The sequence below is a fragment of the Enterobacter sp. Y17 genome, from assembly GCF_019730495.1.
Taxonomy (GTDB): domain Bacteria; phylum Pseudomonadota; class Gammaproteobacteria; order Enterobacterales; family Enterobacteriaceae; genus Enterobacter; species Enterobacter asburiae_B.
Window position 1 is genome coordinate 2,362,067 of the sequence record NZ_JAASKP010000001.1, and the last position, 18,600, is coordinate 2,380,666.

Here is an 18,600-nt window from a genome sequence, read left to right on the forward strand (position 1 = left end):
GTTCACTTCACTCTCAGGATCACAGCAGGCCGGCTTGCGTCATCAGCTCGATAACTTTTTTACTGTTGAGCGTTGAAGGTTCAACTTTCGGCGCATCAAGATCTTTCAGCGGGACCAGTTTCGGGTTTGAGGCCGCGTTCACGCCCACGGCATATTCAAAGGCGTTGTTGGTCCGCAGGCTTTCCTGGCCTTCTTTACCGGTAATGTATTTGATGAAGGCCTGCGCCTGCGCTTTGTGTTTGCTGGACGCCAGCACGCCGCCGCCAGAGAGGCTCACGAACGCGCCCGGATCCTGGTGTTTGAAGTAGTAAAGCTGGGTGTTTTTGCTGTTTTCACCGGTTTTGGACTGATCGACAAAACGGTAGTAGTGATAAATCACGCCGCCATCAATCTGACCGGCATTGACCGCTTTCATCACTGTGCTGTTGCCTTTATAGGCAACGAAATTGGCTTTCATCGCCTTGAGCCATTCCAGCGTGGCCTTTTCGCCTTTCAGCGCCAGCATCGCGCTCACGATGGCCTGGAAATCCGCGCCTGACGGTGATGCCGCCCAGCGCCCTTTCCACTCGGGTTTTGCCAGATCCATCAGCGATTCAGGCAGCTGCTTTTCGTTCAGCTTTTCCGGGTTATACACAAACACCGTGCTGCGGGCCGCGATGCCAATCCAGCGGCCGTGCGCCGGACGATATTCTGCCGGTACCTGCTTCAGGGTGTCTGCATCCAATGGCGCAAACAGGTTGGCATTATCCACCAGCACCATTGACGGCGAGTTCTCCGTCAGGAATACGTCTGCCGGGGACGCGCTGCCTTCCTGAACCAGCTGGTTACCCAGCTCGCTGTCATCGCCATTACGCAGAGTGACTTTAATGCCGGTTTCTTTGGTAAAACCGTCAACCCACGACTTCACCAGGTTTTCGTGCTGCGCGTTATAAACAACGATACCTTCGTTGTTATCAGCGGCAACCGCTTGTGTGGAAAGGAAAAGGGATGAAGACAACAAGGCAAGCGAGAAGCAGGACAGCAGGCGAGAATTCATGAACATATCCTTTATAGACCAACGGGATTAACGACTCATAGCTTTGTGGGACAGGATTAAAGCATACAACAACGCTAATGATAATTAGTATCAATCGAGTTTAGTCGTAAAAGTGTAAAATTTCTTTTTAGCAGATTTTAGAATGATAAAAATCCAAATTTTAATGAGAGATAATTTTTAGATTAAGAAAACCTTAAGCCTGCCTACAGTGAAATTCATTAGCCTTCTATTCATTATGACGCGAAGGTAAATCTGTTATTCATGCGCCCGGCAGATATAAAAGCCCCGATCTTGCGGGGCTTTTTATGCTTATCCGGAGGTCGCTAAATTTATAAGGCGACTAATTTTAAAAGCATCACATAACCGCATGAGGGGCATACATAGGATAGGTGAAGAACAATAAATGCACGCAGTTCAGCACAAAATGGAATAACGTTGCAACCCAGAGCCTGCCGCTCCACATCCACGCCAGGCCGTAAATAATGCCGGAGAGGCTGGCAAAAATAATCAGTAGTAAACCGCCGCTATAATGCATCAGTCCAAAGATGACTGAGGCAATCAACAGCGCGACAACAGGATGAATAATCCGGGACAAGCGTTGCTGCAGGTAGCCTCTGAACAAGGCTTCCTCAGCCAAAGAGACGAAAAAAATATTCGCAAGGGCAAATTGAGCGAACCATTCTGGCGCATGCGGCTCAATTTTAAGTCCACCCAACGCAACAGCCAGAAGTAACAGCGCGGGTATCGCAAGAACCAATATTCCCCAGCCGATCTTGCCCGCTTTATAGAGGGGTTTTGCTACGAATAACGTTGGCATGCACGTAATTAAAAAGAACGGCACCACTGCCTTGTCCATATTAAAGTACATACTGAACGGTATGCTTTGCGGACCTACGACGACAGCATCCAGCACTTTGGGGTTATGAAAACCCGGGATCAGATGCAAAACCAGGGCAACGGCGATGGCCACGCACAGGCCTTCGACCAGATATGTATATTTATTATTTTTATTACGTAGCCATTCAACAGCAGACCAGCCAACAACGATTGATGCAATAACCAGCAGCGCCGGGGCGTCAAGAATGCCCTGTTTCCAGCCGAGAAATGCCGTTAATCCCAGCATTAGATAAGCCAGGCTTTTATTAAGGGAGAGTGCGGCAAGCGAAGTTGCGAGTAGATACCACATAAATGTCCTTCTTGACCGGTAAATTTTAGGGGCGATGTCCCAAATAAGTCCCACAACGGAAATCAGGAGGATGTGAAAGAGGCGTAACTCTATGAAATGAAATGGCACGCCCTGTAGGATTCGAACCTACGACCTACGGCTTAGAAGGCCGTTGCTCTATCCAACTGAGCTAAGGGCGCACTGATATGCGTGTACTTCGCGGTGGTGAAACGCGAAGAATTATACGGTCAATGGCAGGTGAGTCAATGCCTTTTCCGTTTTCAGGGCCAATTACCGCTAGCCGATTGTAAATACGGCTATTTTCTCAACATTTCGCCCTGTTTCACCGTAAAATTTAGCGCTGCGAAAAGGCTTAGTTGCATTTAAGTAACGCCTGCTGTTTTCCTGACCGTCAGCTCGTCACACTAGAGTCAGGTATCCCGGCCGCCTGGAGGCTGACAGACAACAGGACAATGGAGTGACAGCGCAAAACCTGATCGATACGCCCCCCCGGTTACAGTACATTTCTCAGGACATCGTCGGCATTAAGCTTGAGCCCATCGTCGCCCTTTCCTCCTTGCGCCAGGTTGGCGTGGAGGTCCTTAGCGTCCTGTCCGACACGCGGGACAGCGAGAACTTTTTTTGCGATCGCTCCGCAGAGTGGTCGATAACGCTGCTTGAAGCGCAGCTTGCCGCGTTAAAAAATACGCCGCACGGTCATAATCTTTTTATTAATCTGCCGATAACCGTCCTGACAGAGCCCGCGTCTTTTCAGCGACTTATCCGGTTGCCAGGCGTGCCGCTCAATATTGAGATTGTCGACCTCGCGTCCTTTTTGGCGCTTTCCCTCGTAGAGAAGCAGCATGTCGTTCAAAATTTGCGGCAACTTTGCAAACAGGGACACGCTATCTGGCTTGATGACGTGGATGACGTCACAGTGCAGTCGTTTTTATCCTGCCGACTCCCGTTAAGCGGCATCAAAATAGATAAGGAAGCATTCTGGCGTTTACGCGACACCCCTGCGCTGAGGCAACTGGTTTCCCTTTGCTTTCAGCTTGCCGGGAAAGTGCTTATTGAAGGTATTGAGACTGAACGCGATCGTACCTGGGCACTGCAGGCAGGCGCAGACCTCGGCCAGGGATATTACTGGCCGTCCTGGACATGGCCGGAGGATTAAAAAGCCATTTCCAGGAGGGAGACCATGCGAATGACAGTGCGCCGTTACCGGCGGCGGCGTACAGGAAGTGATGCACTGGGATTTACGCGCTCACCTTTTGCTCCCCCCTTTTTCGACCGGCTCGAATTTTTGAGCCAGTCCATCAGCCAGCCCCGCAAAACAGACGCCCCGTTTATCCTTCTGGTGACGGAGGATCACTACCTGCGCACCGGTTTTCTCCACGGGCAGTTTCCCCTGAGCAGCTGCTGCGACTACGCCACGCTGGACGACGCCCTTATCGCTCAGACGCAGTGGCCCTCAGCCCGTCTGGTCGTGGATATTGAAAGCCGATCCACGGGGCTTCTGGAGAAACTGGATCAGTTGAGACGGCATAGCCTGTTTTCTCCGTTCCTGACGCCCTGGCTGTTGGTCCGGGCCGATAATTACGACACCCGCCTCTTCTGCAAAGCGGCAGGTCCCTTTCATGTGCTCGAACGTCAGCTGAACGCCGCCGCGCTCCAGCACAGCCTGCAGGATCCCCTCCCTCCGCCGGGTACCGAGAAAGACTGGTTCTCGCGCAACGAATGGCCCATTCTGCAGGAGCTTTCCCGGGGCAAGACATTGCGTCAGATTGCCCTTATGCAGAATCGCCCCTATAGCCGCATTATCTATCGTCTCAGCTGCATCCTCCTAAAGCTGGGGCTAAGCCATCGCCAGGAATTGCTGCATCTTCTTAATAACCTCTCAGACTGCACGTTTTCACTCACCTCCTAACCCCTTATTTCCTAAAGCGGTTTAAGAATTTACTTACCACTTGCGTTGCGAAAATGTTAATTTTTAACAATATAATCGAATTTATAACTATTCCTAATTTATGGGCGCGAACCTTGTGAAATGCCACAGATTAGCGGAACGGCAGCACTTTCCTCCATCCGTTAAGCGAATGCAGAAGGCGTTAACAAGATGATAATGATGTAAAAACAAGCAGCTTAGCGACAACTGCCAGGAGTAAAAAGCAAAGCGGGCAGCACGTTCTCCTGTGCACCAGACGCCGTTATCCGGATCGGCGTAAGCACTTTCAGATGAAGGTCAGACGGCCTGCGAGGGCAATTTTCAACCTCACTTTTGCGGGTTCGTCCCTTTCAAAGAGGCGTATTTTTGTTAACAATTAATCAACATACAGAGATATCTGTTATTTTTTGTTATTACATAAAGATGAAAATATGCGGTAAATGAGATAACAGGATATTTCCGCTAAATTTAAAAAAATAGCGATTAAGATCCAGAAGATAATACAAACCAATACCCTCATATTAATTTACAGGGTTTTCGGAAAAAACTTACCCTGTATAATAAGATGCGTATCAAATATGAATAAGAAAAACCTTTTTGCCAACACCAGCCTAATGAGATGACCGCGCTGAGGCATAGTTCTTTTCATTACGTAAACAAGGATGCTTTCGCTCTTTCCAGGGAAATACTACGGTATAGGGATCTGCACATTATATCCTTCCGGCATTTCGAGAGTTTTACCAAACTCTGCATAACGCTTTTAACAATCTGAGGCATTAAAAATGAAACCGGCATCCGTTATCATTATGGACGAACATCCTATCGTCAGAATGTCGATAGAAGTCCTGCTACAGAAAAATAAGAATATCACAGTCAAGCTCAAGTCTGGCGATAGCCATGAAGTCCTTGACTGTATCCGCAATCACCCTATCGATCTGGTGATCCTTGACATTGAACTCACGGGCACGGATGCTTTCGCTTTACTTAAGAGAATCAGAAACTTAAACAAGAACATTAAGGTTCTGTTCCTCTCGTCTAAATCAGAGTTATTTTACGCGGGTCGCGCCATTCGCGCCGGGGCAAATGGCTTCGTCAGTAAACGAAAAGATTTAGGGGAGATCTACAACGCCGTAGAAATGATCCTGATGGGCTATTCCTTTTTCCCGTCGGAAACGCTGAACTTTATAAACCACCTGGGTTCAGGGAAAGGGATGGCAGTAGATATGCCATTATCGAATCGCGAGGTCACGGTATTACGGTATCTGGCGAATGGATTATCCAACAAGGAAATTGCTGAACAGCTACTATTAAGCAACAAGACCATTAGCGCGCACAAATCCAATATTTATTCCAAGCTGGGTGTGCAAAGCATCGTGGAATTAATTGATTACGCTAAAGCCCACGAGCTGCTATAACCTGAATTCACTCCCTGCAGCTTATCTGAGCTGCAGGGAGTGCGGTCAGTGCTAATTATAATTAATCATGAAGGTGGCATCCGCATCAGCCCGTCCGGGCTGAGGGTTATCGGCAGTGGCAATATAATTGGCATAAAATGACAGAATCGCATTTCCCTGCGCATCAACCGAGACCGGCTGGCTGGCCTGCTGAAGCGCCAGCCGCGTTTTATCCGCATCCCTGATCTCAACGGCGACATGGCTTGCAGTACTGGCGTCATTCAGCGCCAGCAGGCCGCTATTGCTTCCGTCGGCTTTACCCGAAAACGTAATGGACGCCGCGCCCGGCGGGCAGCCGGTCAGCTTCAGCGTAAACGGCATCGGCTGCGTGCGGCTCCCGGTGGTGCTGAGCTGTTTCGTGGGCCAGGTGCCCAGCGGGACGGCCTTGTCGCTGTCGCTGCCCTCGGCAACGCAGGTAAAATCGACGATATTGCCGTAGAGCCGAATGTTAATCTCGCCCAACGCGGTGTCCGCCTGAGCCTGCGTGCAAAGCGCAAAGAGCGCTACGGTGAGAAAACGGATCCTGTTTCGCATATCGGCTCCTTAGTCGTAATCCACGCGCAAATACCCGCGCGAGGTGAAGCGCCCTTCCGCTGGCTTATTGCCCGTCACGCTCACCGGCCAGACCCGGATCCCCACCTGCGCCTGCGCGCTGTCGTCGAGACTGAACGGAATTTTGCTCGTCAGGTTGTTGGGCGTCAGCGGCGCCCCGCTCTCGTTGGCGATGATGAACCCCACATCCGGGTTATCCGACACCAGCACATTATCAGAGACTTTTTCCGCCTCGACCCGCATCGTCAGCATGGCGTTCGCCTCCACGTTGGTGCATTTGATGGCGATGGTTTTGCTTTGCGATGAGACCCCCTCCGGCTTGTTACCCACGCCCGCCTTGCTGAACAAGGAGGCGCCAATGTCGCCGAAATCAAACTCCACCACGTTACCGGCATTGATGGCGCAGCTTTGCGGCACCTGAATGGTTCCGCTGTAGCTGATGGTATAGACCGGCGTGGTTAACGGATCGGAAGAGGTAGTGGTGACGTAAACGCGGAACATGGTGGCACGCGGGATCACCACCATGTTGATAAAACGCCGGGTCACCTTAAGACGGAAGACCAGGCTGGAGTCCTGAACGCCAAACGGTTTGTTTTTGGAGACGTTAGGATGGCTCCCCATCTGGATATAGCTTTTTGGCGGGTAAAACACGCCAGCATAGCTGTCCGTGATTTTCATCGCCCCGTCCAGATAGTCGTTAAGCTTCAGATACTGATAGCCATCGCTGGTCCCCGTGACCGGATAATCGGTCACATAGCTGCGCTTGGTGGTATTCCCGGTCGTGCCCTTCGGGCAGACGGCATTCACCCCTACCCACTGCGATTTCTCGCTGAGCGTCACGACCTGCCCAATCTGGTTATTCGAGCTGTTGAATTTATCCGTCAGGTCGTAATGCACTTCCGTCGGCACGCCTTTTTCATTGACGCACACGGTCGCTAATGCGTTTGTCGCGGGCAGTAGCGCCAGCAGCGACAAGGCAAAGAGTTGAGTTTTAATCACAGCCGATCCCCTTAAGTGTGATTGCCTGTTGCAGGCTCTGTTCAGACAAGCTGTAAGGTGCGCGACACTGGGACTGCGCCCCGTCGCCCCACTGGATCAGCAGTTCGCCCTCCAGCGGCAGCCCACTCAGGTAAATTTGCCCGTCATCCCCCACCATGCTCGTCACGCCGCTTTTGGTCTCACGCACCACCGCGCCGAACGGCACAGGCTGTTTGCCGCGCGTTACCGTCAGCAGGGCGCGCACGCCAATGCGGGTATCAAAGCTGGCGCGTACCAGCGCGCCTTTGGTCGGCACCACGCTGCTCACGTTGTTTTCGATATCGGTGTTGTTGCTCATGGTGTTGGTATCCAGCGCCACGCGGTTGTAACGATAGACGGTGGCATACGGCATCACCGCGTAGCCTCGCCAGTCGGTTTTCACGCCGGTCTGGTTTTCAATACTGACGCCCGATGCCCCCGGCGCTTTGATCAGCACGTTGGTGTCGCCCAGCGGCTGGCTGAAGGTCACGCCGTCGGCGTGGCCGACCACCCCGCCGGAGAGCTGCCAGTTGAGATCGTGCTGGTCGCGGGAATAGTTGTAGCCAACGCCCAGCGTGCCGTAGGTCGCCTGCCAGTTGGCGCTGGCGCTTCCGCTTGCGCCGTTGGTGCTGGCGTGTCCCTGGGTCACGCTGTAGTTCAGGTTGCGATCCTCCAGCAGCGTTCCGCTGACGCCGGTTTGCCAGCTTGTGTCGCCGTCGCTGTTTCGACTGGCGGATGCCGTAGCGTAGGCGCGGTCAATCGCGCTGTCCCGGCGATAGCCCTGACGGGTAAAGAGGCTGAACGGCACGGAGACGTTAAACGACGCGATCCGATCGGTGCCGTCTATCCCCACGGATTTGTTCCACGACCACGAGACGGAGTAGTTGATCCCCTTCACGCCGCCCGCATAGCCCAGCTGGTACCAGAGGTTCGTCTCGTCTGTTCCCCAGTAGGTCTGCTCGCTACCGGAGATATAGACCGAGCCGTAGTCCCCCAGCGACTGAGATACGTTGAGCTGGAAGCGGCCTTTTTTATTCCACGTCAGGTTGTGATAGCTCTGCACGTCCGGCACATCGTTATCGTTCTGGCTATCGGCATACTGATAGCCCTCCATTGAGCGCCAGGCGACATCGTCGAGGGTGTAAAACCCTTTTGTGGAGTAGCGGTAGCCCAGCAGCTGGAAGTTAGTGCCGAAGCCGTTAAGGGATTTCGCGTAGAGGAAGCGCAGAGACTGCCCTTCGTGCCTGCTGTCGTCCGCGAGCTGGCTGCGGGCGTGGGTGATATCGAGCGAGACCGCGCCCCAGTCGCCCAGGTTTTTCCCGGCCCCGACGGCCACCGCGGTATAGCGTGACGCCAGCTGCGTCCCGCCGTAGAGCGTGTAACCGTTGGCTAGACCGGTAATCAGGGTGCCCTGAGTGAAGAACGGCGTATCCTGATCGCTGTTACCGCTGCGGTAATCCCCCGCAACGAGGTCATACTTCCAGCGCCCTTCACGCTGCAGGAGCGGCACGGTGGAGTACGGCACGGTATAGCGCTGCTGGGTGCCGTCTTTCTCTTCAACCGTGACTTCCAGGTCACCGCTTGAGGAGGTCGGGTTAAGATCGGTAATCGCAAATGCGCCCGGCTGGACATAGCTTTGATAGATAACGTAGCCATTCTGGCGAACCACCACTTTGGCATGCGTACGGGCGATCCCCCGCACGGTCGGCGCGTAGCCCTGCAGGCTGTCCGGGTACATGCTGTCAGACGAGAAGAGCCGCCCGCCGCGAAAACCCATGCTGTCGAAGACGTCATTCCCGGTATTGCTGTCGCCCAGCACCAGTTCGCTTTTGAGCGGGATGACGGTGCGCTGCGCCCAGGTGCCGATATTCTGCCACTCGCTGTGCCGCTGCCCGTTATTCTCCGTGTACCGCCATGCGCCGTTGTTACGTAAACGCCAGGCGCCATAGTTCAACCCGCTCTGCAGGTTCAGATAATAGCTGTCGTCTTCGCTTCCCCGGTTACCGGTGAAGCTGTAGTTCACCAGCGCGGCGGGAATGCCTTCATCCCACTGTTCAGGCGGAATGTAGCCCCGGGCGCTGTTTTGCAACGCCACCTGCGGCAGGCTGACGTCCAGACGCTGTGAGGCAAAGTTGAATACCGTTTCGCTGCCGGGTATGGCCGTGGTCAACGGAACGCAGGTATCGCCCTGCACCTTAGCCAGTTCGGGAAACGCCGCGACGTTGACGCCAAAGCGATCGAGCATCGCGCGCGTAATGCACGCCGACAAACCGCCCGCCACCGGCGGCGTGTTCTTGGCCTGCTCAAAACGCACGTCCTGGGTACCGATAAACTCATCGTTACGCCAGATATCCACGCGATAAACGCCGGGTGCCTGCTGGTGTCCTTGTTCAAAACGCGACAAATCCGCCACGCTGGCGGTGTCGTCGGACAAGAAGGCCGGGTTGAAATAACTTTCGCTCCAGCCAGCCTGCGGCCAGAGCGCAGCCATCAGCGCCAGTGCAACCGGGCAGTAACGTCTCTGGTGGTTTTTCATCGACCTGACTCTGCTCACAGGTTGACGCTACGCGCCGGAGTGATGGCACCGTAGTCATTCACGCTCTGCCAGGAAAGCGTACCGCTGGCACCGGCTGGCAGCACCTGCTGAGCCGAGCTTTTCGGCGCAACCATCAGGTTATCCAGCTGCTGCCCGCCCAGCTTCAGGTTGACGAGGGTGATGTAATACGGGGAAGCGTTGCTGACTTTGAGATGGCTGCCCGCGCGCTCAAACCGCAGCTGGGAAAGCGCTTCTTCCGGCTGCATCGCCAGGTTGTTCGGGCGCACAAACAGCTTGATGCGTGAGAGGATCGCCAGCTGCAGCACGTTATTGTTTTCCGTTTTCGCTTTGTTCACCGACGGGATCGCCTTCACGTTCATGTAAAAGAGCGATTCGCGATCGGCAGGCAGCGCTGGCCCGGCGTAAATAATACGCAGCGTGTTTTCACTGTTCGGCTCGCTGACAAACAGGGGCGGAGTGACGGCAAAGGTTTTTTCTTTTTGCCCGCTCGCATTTTCGATCCACGCGTTAATTAAATAGCGTTCCTGTTTGTTGCTGTTGGTGATCGCCAGCGACGTTTGCTTCGCCTCTGCGGGATAAATAACGCGCGTGGCCCCCAGCGCAATACCGCCGGAAGCATTTGCGCAGGCAGAAACCATCATCAAAATAAACGATAAAAAAAGTCCTGGTTTAATTAGGGTATTCATCACAACCGTACCTTTAATAATGTGTTCGCAGGTGTTATGGATAAATCAACGTAAACCAGACATCCGACTGAATTTTGCCTGGCTCGAGGTGTTCGGAAATAGCCCGATAGCGGGCGCTAAAATGGAACGCGAGCTCGCGGGTATCGATCGGCAGCCAGCTGACGGCCGTGGCATTTGGGATAATCTGACGCTGCTGTTCGTCAAAAAGCGCCAGCCCCACGCCGCTGCTGACGGGCGTTTCACCCGGCCGCGAGGTCGCCAGAAAGACCTGCGGATCTTCTGCGGGCGTCACGCCCTGAAACTGGATCCCCACGGTGCGCGAAACATCAACGCTGCAGTCCAGCAGCCGCACGGTAAAAGGCACGTTAACCGTGGAAAAACTGCCCACACCGGAAAATGAATTGGTTCGGTACTGCCCCATGTCGATGCGCATATTCTGGCTGTCGGGCGCCACGGCGCAGCCGCCGTTCACCAGTTCACCTCTGAGATGAACCTTGCCACCTTCGATCACCACGGTATGCGCCGATGCCGGGTAAGCCATCGCAAGGGTTAACAGCAGTAGTGTTCCAGTCCTTGTCATCCTTCGTTCCTGGCATTAGCGTATGACGGGCCTCGTCCGTGAGGCCTGAACATCCCTGTGCGGAGGAATTACTCGTATTTCATTACGAAGGTGGCGTCAGCGTTTGCCTGGCCTGGCTCAGTGGTGGCAGCCGTTGATTTGTAACGTGCGGTGAACTTCAGGGTGTTGGTCCCTTCGATCAGCGTCTGCGCAGCAGAGAAGGTCGCGCCGTCTGGGGTCAGAACGCTGGATTTGCTGTCGAGGATCTCGATACCCACGCCTTTTGCGGTGTTGTCGTTGTTACCGGAAGTCACGGCCAGCAGGGTTTTGTCGGTTGGGTCGATCTGACCGGTGAACGCAACAGCGGCAGTTTTGGCAACCAGCGGATCGCAATCATTCAGTTCAATGTTGAATGGAATATTAGAGGTGGTGTCGCCCACTTTGGTAAATTTCGCGGTGCGATACTGACCCAGATTAACGGTCTGCTCGGAAGAATCAGTATTTACTGAACAAGCCGCATTAACCAGCTCACCTTTAAAATGTACGGTACCGCCATTTACGGAAACCGGCGCAGCAGGATCTGCTGCATTTGCGGCACCTGCAACCAGGGCCAAAGTAGCAATAACAGTAGAAGCAATGTTGCTGAGTTTCATGTCTATTCCTTTAAAATGTAAATAACCCTTCCCGCGAATAATCGGGAATAAGAAATACGTTCAATTGATTAATTGAAAGCTTATTTCGGAGGAGACAAAGTAGCTCAGGACGCGTTTTTTAAATATGTCAAAACGCTGCTATTTCGCCAGGTCACATCCTAATCCCGCCTAAGAAATTGACCATCCCTTAAGAAGGGTTTTTGCGTCTCACTGATAAAAACGCGTAAAGGGTGACTGACAGCGACGCTCGCTTCTGACAAAATACACGCCATCCCCCCTTTCAAACGTTACAGACGGAATCTTCTCTCTGATGGCAGCAAAGATTATTGACGGTAAAACGATTGCGCAGCAGGTGCGCTCTGAGGTCGCGGAAAAAGTGAAGGCGCGTAAAGCTGCCGGAAAACGCGCCCCCGGGCTGGCCGTTGTGCTGGTTGGCAGCAACCCGGCATCGCAGATTTATGTCGGCAGCAAGCGCAAAGCGTGTGAAGAGGTGGGCTTCGTCTCCCGCTCTTACGATTTGCCGGAAACCACCAGCGAAGCAGAGCTGCTGGAACTTATTGACACCCTGAATGCCGATAAAGAGATCGACGGTATTCTGGTTCAGCTGCCGCTGCCGGCGGGTATCGACAACGTGAAGGTGCTGGAGCGTATCGCGCCGGATAAAGACGTGGACGGTTTCCATCCGTACAACGTTGGCCGCCTGTGCCAGCGCGCGCCGCGTCTGCGCCCGTGCACGCCGCGCGGCATTGTGACGCTGCTGGAGCGCTATAACATCGACACCTACGGTCTGAACGCCGTGGTTATCGGTGCGTCCAACATCGTGGGCCGCCCGATGAGCATGGAGCTGCTGCTGGCGGGCTGTACCACCACCGTGACCCACCGCTTCACCAAAAACCTGCGTCACCACGTCGAGAACGCCGATCTGCTGATCGTCGCGGTCGGCAAACCGGGCTTTATTCCGGGCGAGTGGATCAAAGAGGGCGCGATTGTCGTGGACGTCGGGATTAACCGTCTGGAAAACGGCAAAGTGGTCGGCGACGTGGTGTACGAAGATGCCGCCGCGCGCGCGTCTTACATTACCCCCGTACCGGGCGGCGTAGGCCCGATGACCGTAGCAACGCTGATTCAGAATACGCTGCAGGCGTGCGAAGAATATCACGACGTAGAGGACGCGTAAGATGGCGACTTTTTCATTAGGTAAACACCCGCACGTTGAGCTGTGCGATCTGCTGAAGCTGGAAGGCTGGAGCGAAAGCGGCGCGCAGGCGAAAATCGTTATCGCCGACGGGCTGGTAAAAGTCGACGGCGTGGTAGAAACGCGCAAGCGCTGCAAGATTGTCGCGGGTCAGACCGTGAGCTTTGAAGGACAGAGCGTAACCGTTACGGCCTGAGCCGTATTATGCCCTCACCCTAACCCTCTCCCACAGGGAGAGGGGATATAAAATCCCTTACACCCATCGCGGTTATTTATCGATCAACTTCAAATAATCACTATTTCATCTGTTGAAACATGAAAATTCTGTTGCGCGTTTTTCACTCTTTGCCCACGATAAGTAGAACGTTCTACTAAAACGTTCTACTTACAATAACAGCGCCAAAAAAGCGCTACTCGGGGGAAATCAGCATGAGTCTGATATCAGGGTTTGTTAAATCGCTGTCTAAGTTATCGATGATTGGTCGCGCCTTAATGCTGCCAATTTCACTGCTTCCCGCTGCGGGCCTGCTGCTGGCCTTCGGCGATAAGTTCCATCTGCCGCTGATGATGAACGCGGGCGGGGTTATCTTTGATAACCTGCCGATGCTGTTTGCCATTGGCTCCGCCGTGGGTCTGGCGTCAGAATCCGGCATCGCGGCGCTGTCTGCGGCGGTGTCGGTGTTTGTCACGAATATCACCATCAGCACCGTGCTGAGCATCACGCCGGAAATGGCCTCCCAGGGTGGGAAATACGCCATGGTGGTCGGCATCCCGACGCTGCAGATGGGCGTCTTCGGCGGCCTGATCTGCGGTATTCTCGCGGCCTGGTGCTATAACCGCTTCCACACCATGCAGCTGCCGGAGTTCCTGGGCTTCTTCTCCGGCAAGCGCTTCGTGGCCATTGCAACGGCGTTACTGTCGTTCCTGATGGGGCTGCTGCTACCGTACGTGTGGCAGCATATCCAGGCCGGTATCGACGCGCTCTCCGTGGTGGTTAACGGCGATAATCAGGCGGCGTCGACCTTTATCTTCGGTCTGGTAGAGCGCGCGCTGATCCCGCTCGGCCTGCACCACATCTGGTATCCGTCCTTCTGGTACTCGTTCGGGGATTACACCACCCAGGCAGGACAGGTGATCCACGGCGACCAGACCATCTGGTTCAAGATGCTGGAAGAAGGAGTGAAGTCCTTCAGCAGCGACACCTACCAGAATGCCGGTAAATTCATGCAGGGCGAATTCCCGCTGATGCTGTTCGCGCTGCCCGCCGCGTGCCTGGCGATGTATCACGAAGCCCATACGAAGAATAAGAAAATCGCGGCCGGTATTCTGTTCTCTGCGGCGCTGACCTGCTTCCTGACGGGGATCACCGAACCGGTCGAGTTTACCTTTATCTTCGTGGCGCCGATCCTGTACGTCTTTAACGCCATCATGGCGGGCCTGGCCTACATGACCATGTATCTGCTGCATGCGCATATCGCCAAGTCCTTCTCCGCAGGCTTTATCGACTATCTGTCATTCGGGATCCTGCCGTCCTTTAACGGCTACAAGACCAACTTCCTGAATGCGATTATCATCGGCATTCCGATGGGCCTGATTTATTACTTCACGTTCCGCTTTGTGATCCGTCGTTTCGACGTGAAAACGCCGGGCCGCACTGAAGTGACCGCCAACGCGGATGATAAGTCTGATTCAGAACTCGCGACCGAGATCATCACCCTGCTGGGCGGGGCGCACAACATCGACTCCGTCGGCGCCTGTATCACCCGCCTTCGCCTGGAAGTGGCAAAAAGCGAGGTGGTCGATAAGGACGGCCTGAACGGACTCGGCGCGCGCGGCGTGGTCTTCGTCGGCGACAACGGTATTCAGGTGATTTTCGGTGCCAGAGCACAGTTTATCGCCCAGACCATGTCCACCATGATCGGCAAATAATAAGATGCCTGAACGACGCGTCTCCTGTAGTCTGGGAGACGCATTGTCGTATCTGACTGATAATCGGTGAATTTCAGGGAGCGGTTTTGAAGAAAGTCAGCATTATTGATGTCGCAAAGCACGCGGGTGTATCGGTCTCAACCGTCTCGCTGGTTTTGCGCCAGAAAGGGAAAATCTCAGAGGCAACGATCGAGAAGGTCAACGCTGCCATCAATACGCTGGGCTATGTTCATAACGTCGCCGCTGCCAACCTCCGCGCCAATACGTCCAATCTGATTGGCCTGATCCTCCGCGACTTTAGCGACAGTTTCTCCATCAAGGTGATGGCGAGCATCGTTCAGGATCTTGAAAAACAGGGGTATATGGTTTTTCTCGGCCAGCCCCAGAACGACCATGACCATCTTGAGCGCTGCCTGCTGTCGTTTAAGCAGCAGGGCGTCGCCGGGGTTATCTATCTGGCCTCGGATACCCGCACCTCCACCCTGCCGGAGCAGATTCGCCGCTGCCCGCTGCCGCTGGTGGTGGTCTCTCAGTCGCTGCTGGATGAAAAATGCAATCTGGTAATGCGCGATAACCGCCAGGCGGCAAATCTGGCGGTGCGTTATCTTATCGAGCGCGGCCATCGCAATATCGCCTACATTGGCGGACGTGAAGGCTGCCTCATCCGCGAGCAGCGCCTGCTCGGTTTTCGCAGCGCGATGACGCAGAACGGGCTGGTCTGGCGCGATGAATACTCTCCGGCCTGCAGCGATGACACCCTGGCAGCGGGTTTCGCCACCCGCCAGCTGCTGGAAAAAAACAACACCATCACCGCCCTGCTCTGCCACTCGCCGGATGCCATGATCGGCTCCATCTCCGGTATTCATCAGGTTGGACGAACGGTGGGTAAAGATGTGTTTTTGACGCAGCAGGTCGCGCTGGTCGGTTTCGAAGATATGCTCCACGTTAACCTCACCTCGCCGTCCTTTACTTACGTCTCGTCCGCCAGCGAAGAGACCGGGCGTCAGGCTGCAGGTCTGATTATTCGCACGCTGAAGGAGCCGACGCTGCAAACCCAGCGCATTACGCTTTCCGGACAGCTTATCGCGCGCGAGTCGGCGTAAAAATAAGAATTTGACGCGGGTCTGCCGGCGCGGGATTGCTGCTATATTTCCATGATTTGCCATGGATAATCGCAATGCCTACCGTTATTACACACGCTGCTGTTCCGCTTTGTCTGGGCTTAGGCCTGGGAACCAAAGTGATTCCTCCCCGCCTGCTGTTTGCCGGGATTGTCCTCGCCATGCTGCCGGATGCCGACGTGCTGGCGTTCAAGTTCGGCGTCGCGTACGGCAATGTTTTCGGCCATCGCGGCTTTACCCACTCCCTGCTGTTCGCCTTTGTGGTGCCGATACTCTGCGTGCTGACTGGACGACGGTGGTTCCGGGCCAGCCTGACGCGGTGCTGGCTGTTTTTAACCGTGTCATTGCTGTCGCACAGCCTGCTGGATTCGATTACCACGGGCGGGAAAGGCGTCGGCTGGCTGTGGCCGTGGTCAGATGAACGCTTCTTTGCGTCGTGGCAGGTGATTAAGGTCGCGCCGTTTGCGCTGTCGCGCTACACCACGCCGTACGGGCATCAGGTGATCGTGTCGGAGCTGCTGTGGGTGTGGCTGCCGGGAGTCGTGCTGATGGGGTTGCTGTGGTGGAGAAAACGTGGGCGCTGATGCCCTCACCCCGGCCCTCTCCCACGGGGAGAGGGAGAAAACCTAATAATTCCCTCTCCCTTTGGGAGAGGGTTAGGGTGAGGGGAAAATTACTTACGGCGCCAGGTGGTGCCCTGCGGGCCATCTTCCAGAATGATGCCCATCTCGGTCAGACGGTTACGCGCCGCATCTGCCGCCGCCCAGTCTTTTGCCTGACGCGCTTCCAGACGCGCTTTGATCAACGCTTCAATTTCCGCCACTTCACCGTCGTCCGCCTGCGCACCGCTCTGCAGGAACGCGTCCGGGTCCTGCTCCAGCAGGCCGAGCACGGAGGAAAGCTTACGCAGATGGGACGCCAGCGCATTCGCCGCGGCCATATCTTCTGACTTCAGGCGGTTCACTTCGCGCGCCATGTCGAACAGCACGGAGTAGGCTTCCGGGGTGTTGAAGTCGTCGTTCATCACCTCAACAAAGCGGGCTTCAAACGCTTCGCCACCTGCAGCAGGAACAGACCTGTCGGTTCCGCGCAGCGCGGTATACAGGCGCTCCAGCGCCGAGCGCGCCTGTTTCAGGTTCTCTTCGCTGTAGTTCAGCTGGCTGCGATAGTGGCCGGACATCAGGAAGTAGCGCACGGTTTCCGCGTCGTAATACTTCAGCACGTCGCGCACGGTGAAGAAGTTACCCAGCGATTTAGACATCTTCTCGCGGTCAACCATTACCATGCCGGAGTGCATCCAGTAGTTCACGTACTCGCCGCCGTGGGCGCAGGTAGACTGCGCGATTTCGTTTTCGTGGTGCGGGAACATCAGGTCTGAACCGCCGCCGTGGATATCGAAGTGCTTGCCCAGCTGCTTGCAGTTCATCGCGGAACATTCAATGTGCCAGCCCGGACGGCCTTCGCCCCACGGTGATGGCCAGCTTGGCTCGCCCTCTTTGGACATTTTCCACAGCACGAAGTCCATCGGGTTACGCTTCACGTCAACCACGTCAACGCGCGCGCCGGCCTGGAGCTGGTCCAGATCCTGACGGGAAAGCGAACCGTAGGTTGGGTCCGTCGGCACCGAGAACATCACGTCACCGTTGTCCGCAACGTAGGCATGACCGCGAGCGATCAGCTTTTCGGTGATCTCGATGATTTCGTGAATATGGTGGGTCGCGCGCGGCTCGCTGTCCGGGCGCTGAATATTCAGGGCGTCGAAATCTTTGTGCATTTCGACGATCATGCGATCGACCAGCGCAACAAAGCTTTCGCCGTTTTCATTAGCGCGCTTGATGATTTTGTCGTCGATGTCGGTGATATTACGCACGTATTTCAGGGTGTAGCCCAGAAAACGCAGGTAGCGTGACACCACGTCGAAGGCGACAAAGGTACGGCCATGGCCAATGTGACAGAGATCGTAAACCGTAATACCACACACGTACATGCCGACTTCCCCGGCATGGATAGGTTTAAATTCCTCTTTCTGGCGCGTCATTGTATTAAAGATTTTTAACATCGAAGATTCCATGTAAACACGTGTGTGGTTGAAAACCGGCTATTCTACCCGTAATTCAAACCCGAAGCAGCACACAATGCAAGGTGATCGCATCCTGTGGTTATGCTATAACAAGCCCCTATAGATGACCCGAACGCGGGTCGACGTACCACAATAACGGAACAGGATGCAAAAATGGTTACTTTCCACACTAATCATGGCGATATCGTAATCAAAACCTTTGATGACAAAGCGCCTGAAACAGTTAAAAACTTCCTGGACTACTGCCGCGAAGGTTTCTACAACAACACCATTTTCCACCGCGTGATCAACGGCTTTATGATCCAGGGCGGCGGTTTCGAACCTGGCATGAACCAGAAAGAGACCAAAGAAGCGATCAAAAACGAAGCGAACAACGGTCTGAAAAACACCCGCGGTACGCTGGCAATGGCCCGTACTCAGGCGCCACACTCTGCCACCGCGCAGTTCTTCATCAACGTGGCGGACAACGACTTCCTGAACTTCTCCGGCGAAAGCCTGCAGGGTTGGGGCTACTGCGTATTCGCAGAAGTGGTTGAAGGTATGGACGTGGTTGACAAGATCAAAGCCGTCTCTACTGGCCGCAGCGGTATGCACCAGGACGTTCCTAAAGAAGACGTTGTGATTACAAGCGTGACCGTCAGCGAGTAA

Annotated in this window: 18 protein-coding genes and 1 tRNA gene; 9 read left to right on the forward strand and 10 right to left on the reverse strand. The window is 54.6% G+C overall.

The window, feature by feature from the left end; translation table 11 throughout:
* Window positions 1-19 precede the first annotated feature (19 nt).
* From HCH49_RS11165 to HCH49_RS11175, 3 genes are all read right to left on the reverse strand, one after another.
* The gene (locus tag HCH49_RS11165; protein WP_039263996.1) at window positions 20-1,036 is read right to left on the reverse strand and encodes an iron ABC transporter substrate-binding protein; all 1,017 of its coding nucleotides are present in this window, start codon (window positions 1,034-1,036) and stop codon (window positions 20-22) included.
* A gap of 355 nt (window positions 1,037-1,391) precedes the next feature.
* Window positions 1,392-2,222, reverse strand: coding sequence for a CPBP family intramembrane glutamic endopeptidase (locus HCH49_RS11170; protein WP_221702694.1), 831 nt, complete (start codon window positions 2,220-2,222; stop codon window positions 1,392-1,394).
* 102 nt (window positions 2,223-2,324) lie between these two features.
* Window positions 2,325-2,401, reverse strand: a tRNA-Arg gene (locus tag HCH49_RS11175).
* 278 nt (window positions 2,402-2,679) lie between these two features.
* On the opposite strand from HCH49_RS11175, the gene HCH49_RS11180 reads away from it, so the two are divergent.
* The 3 genes from HCH49_RS11180 (at window position 2,680) to fimZ (ending at window position 5,564) form a co-directional block, all read left to right on the forward strand.
* On the forward strand, window positions 2,680-3,378 hold the full coding sequence (locus HCH49_RS11180; RefSeq protein WP_033144830.1) for an EAL domain-containing protein: 699 nt from the start codon (window positions 2,680-2,682) through the stop codon (window positions 3,376-3,378).
* Window positions 3,379-3,402: 24 nt separating this feature from the next.
* Window positions 3,403-4,131, forward strand: a complete 729-nt coding sequence (locus tag HCH49_RS11185; protein WP_033144829.1) for a response regulator transcription factor — start codon at window positions 3,403-3,405, stop codon at window positions 4,129-4,131.
* An 800-nt stretch (window positions 4,132-4,931) separates the two neighbouring features.
* The gene (fimZ, locus tag HCH49_RS11190; RefSeq protein ID WP_033144828.1) at window positions 4,932-5,564 is read left to right on the forward strand and encodes a fimbria biosynthesis transcriptional regulator FimZ; all 633 of its coding nucleotides are present in this window, start codon (window positions 4,932-4,934) and stop codon (window positions 5,562-5,564) included.
* Between the two features lie 51 nt (window positions 5,565-5,615).
* On the opposite strand, the gene sfmF is transcribed toward fimZ, so the two are convergent.
* The 6 genes from sfmF to fimA all read right to left on the reverse strand — a co-directional run bounded on the left by sfmF (window position 5,616) and on the right by fimA (window position 11,627).
* On the reverse strand, window positions 5,616-6,137 hold the full coding sequence (sfmF, locus tag HCH49_RS22225; protein ID WP_039263992.1) for a fimbria assembly protein: 522 nt from the start codon (window positions 6,135-6,137) through the stop codon (window positions 5,616-5,618).
* Between the two features lie 9 nt (window positions 6,138-6,146).
* Window positions 6,147-7,154, reverse strand: coding sequence for a type 1 fimbria D-mannose specific adhesin FimH (fimH, locus tag HCH49_RS22230; protein ID WP_311775747.1), 1,008 nt, complete (start codon window positions 7,152-7,154; stop codon window positions 6,147-6,149).
* Window positions 7,147-9,708 carry a fimbrial biogenesis usher protein gene (locus HCH49_RS11200; protein WP_221702695.1) on the reverse strand — a complete coding sequence of 854 codons (2,562 nt, stop codon included), beginning with the start codon at window positions 9,706-9,708 and terminating at the stop codon, window positions 7,147-7,149. The genes fimH and HCH49_RS11200 overlap by 8 nt, the downstream gene beginning before the upstream one ends.
* A gap of 14 nt (window positions 9,709-9,722) precedes the next feature.
* Complete coding sequence (gene fimC / locus HCH49_RS11205; protein ID WP_033144824.1) at window positions 9,723-10,415, reverse strand: type 1 fimbria chaperone FimC; 693 nt, start codon at window positions 10,413-10,415, stop codon at window positions 9,723-9,725.
* Between the two features lie 34 nt (window positions 10,416-10,449).
* Entirely contained in the window at window positions 10,450-10,995 is a 546-nt protein-coding gene (gene fimI / locus HCH49_RS11210) for a type 1 fimbrial protein subunit FimI (protein WP_047749384.1), read from the reverse strand.
* Window positions 10,996-11,063: 68 nt separating this feature from the next.
* A complete protein-coding gene (gene fimA, locus HCH49_RS11215; RefSeq protein ID WP_023310641.1) occupies window positions 11,064-11,627 on the reverse strand; it encodes a type 1 fimbrial major subunit FimA in 564 nt (187 codons plus the stop codon).
* Window positions 11,628-11,937: 310 nt separating this feature from the next.
* Here fimA and folD point away from each other — a divergent pair, with 310 nt between their 5' ends.
* The 5 genes from folD to HCH49_RS11240 all read left to right on the forward strand — a co-directional run bounded on the left by folD (window position 11,938) and on the right by HCH49_RS11240 (window position 16,456).
* Window positions 11,938-12,804: a bifunctional methylenetetrahydrofolate dehydrogenase/methenyltetrahydrofolate cyclohydrolase FolD gene (folD, locus tag HCH49_RS11220; protein WP_008499332.1), complete on the forward strand. Its 867-nt coding sequence runs from the start codon at window positions 11,938-11,940 to the stop codon at window positions 12,802-12,804.
* A gap of 1 nt (window position 12,805) precedes the next feature.
* Window positions 12,806-13,018 carry a ribosome-associated protein YbcJ gene (gene ybcJ / locus HCH49_RS11225; RefSeq protein ID WP_023334767.1) on the forward strand — a complete coding sequence of 71 codons (213 nt, stop codon included), beginning with the start codon at window positions 12,806-12,808 and terminating at the stop codon, window positions 13,016-13,018.
* Between the two features lie 233 nt (window positions 13,019-13,251).
* On the forward strand, window positions 13,252-14,751 hold the full coding sequence (locus HCH49_RS11230) for a PTS transporter subunit EIIC (RefSeq protein ID WP_221702696.1): 1,500 nt from the start codon (window positions 13,252-13,254) through the stop codon (window positions 14,749-14,751).
* A gap of 86 nt (window positions 14,752-14,837) precedes the next feature.
* Complete coding sequence (malI, locus tag HCH49_RS11235) at window positions 14,838-15,854, forward strand: Mal regulon transcriptional regulator MalI (protein ID WP_023310638.1); 1,017 nt, start codon at window positions 14,838-14,840, stop codon at window positions 15,852-15,854.
* 74 nt (window positions 15,855-15,928) lie between these two features.
* Entirely contained in the window at window positions 15,929-16,456 is a 528-nt protein-coding gene (locus tag HCH49_RS11240) for a metal-dependent hydrolase (RefSeq protein ID WP_213729523.1), read from the forward strand.
* Window positions 16,457-16,545: 89 nt separating this feature from the next.
* On the opposite strand, the gene cysS is transcribed toward HCH49_RS11240, so the two are convergent.
* Window positions 16,546-17,931: a cysteine--tRNA ligase gene (cysS, locus tag HCH49_RS11245; RefSeq protein ID WP_029741052.1), complete on the reverse strand. Its 1,386-nt coding sequence runs from the start codon at window positions 17,929-17,931 to the stop codon at window positions 16,546-16,548.
* A 174-nt stretch (window positions 17,932-18,105) separates the two neighbouring features.
* Between cysS and ppiB the strand changes: the two genes are divergently transcribed.
* Window positions 18,106-18,600, forward strand: a complete 495-nt coding sequence (gene ppiB / locus HCH49_RS11250; protein ID WP_010428247.1) for a peptidylprolyl isomerase B — start codon at window positions 18,106-18,108, stop codon at window positions 18,598-18,600.

Excerpts from the sequence above, each read along its gene's own strand:
- ppiB (WP_010428247.1), top strand. The coding sequence starts at position 18,106 with ATGGTTACTTTCCACACTAATCATGGCGATATCGTAATCAAAACCTTT.
- fimI (WP_047749384.1), bottom strand. The coding sequence starts at position 10,995 with ATGACAAGGACTGGAACACTACTGCTGTTAACCCTTGCGATGGCTTAC.
- sfmF (WP_039263992.1), bottom strand. The coding sequence starts at position 6,137 with ATGCGAAACAGGATCCGTTTTCTCACCGTAGCGCTCTTTGCGCTTTGC.
- HCH49_RS11185 (WP_033144829.1), top strand. The coding sequence starts at position 3,403 with ATGCGAATGACAGTGCGCCGTTACCGGCGGCGGCGTACAGGAAGTGAT.
- HCH49_RS11240 (WP_213729523.1), top strand. The coding sequence starts at position 15,929 with ATGCCTACCGTTATTACACACGCTGCTGTTCCGCTTTGTCTGGGCTTA.
- fimA (WP_023310641.1), bottom strand. The coding sequence starts at position 11,627 with ATGAAACTCAGCAACATTGCTTCTACTGTTATTGCTACTTTGGCCCTG.
- HCH49_RS11200 (WP_221702695.1), bottom strand. The coding sequence starts at position 9,708 with ATGAAAAACCACCAGAGACGTTACTGCCCGGTTGCACTGGCGCTGATG.
- HCH49_RS11230 (WP_221702696.1), top strand. The coding sequence starts at position 13,252 with ATGAGTCTGATATCAGGGTTTGTTAAATCGCTGTCTAAGTTATCGATG.
- HCH49_RS11165 (WP_039263996.1), bottom strand. The coding sequence starts at position 1,036 with ATGAATTCTCGCCTGCTGTCCTGCTTCTCGCTTGCCTTGTTGTCTTCA.
- fimC (WP_033144824.1), bottom strand. The coding sequence starts at position 10,415 with ATGAATACCCTAATTAAACCAGGACTTTTTTTATCGTTTATTTTGATG.
- HCH49_RS11170 (WP_221702694.1), bottom strand. The coding sequence starts at position 2,222 with ATGTGGTATCTACTCGCAACTTCGCTTGCCGCACTCTCCCTTAATAAA.
- ybcJ (WP_023334767.1), top strand. The coding sequence starts at position 12,806 with ATGGCGACTTTTTCATTAGGTAAACACCCGCACGTTGAGCTGTGCGAT.
- fimZ (WP_033144828.1), top strand. The coding sequence starts at position 4,932 with ATGAAACCGGCATCCGTTATCATTATGGACGAACATCCTATCGTCAGA.
- cysS (WP_029741052.1), bottom strand. The coding sequence starts at position 17,931 with ATGTTAAAAATCTTTAATACAATGACGCGCCAGAAAGAGGAATTTAAA.
- folD (WP_008499332.1), top strand. The coding sequence starts at position 11,938 with ATGGCAGCAAAGATTATTGACGGTAAAACGATTGCGCAGCAGGTGCGC.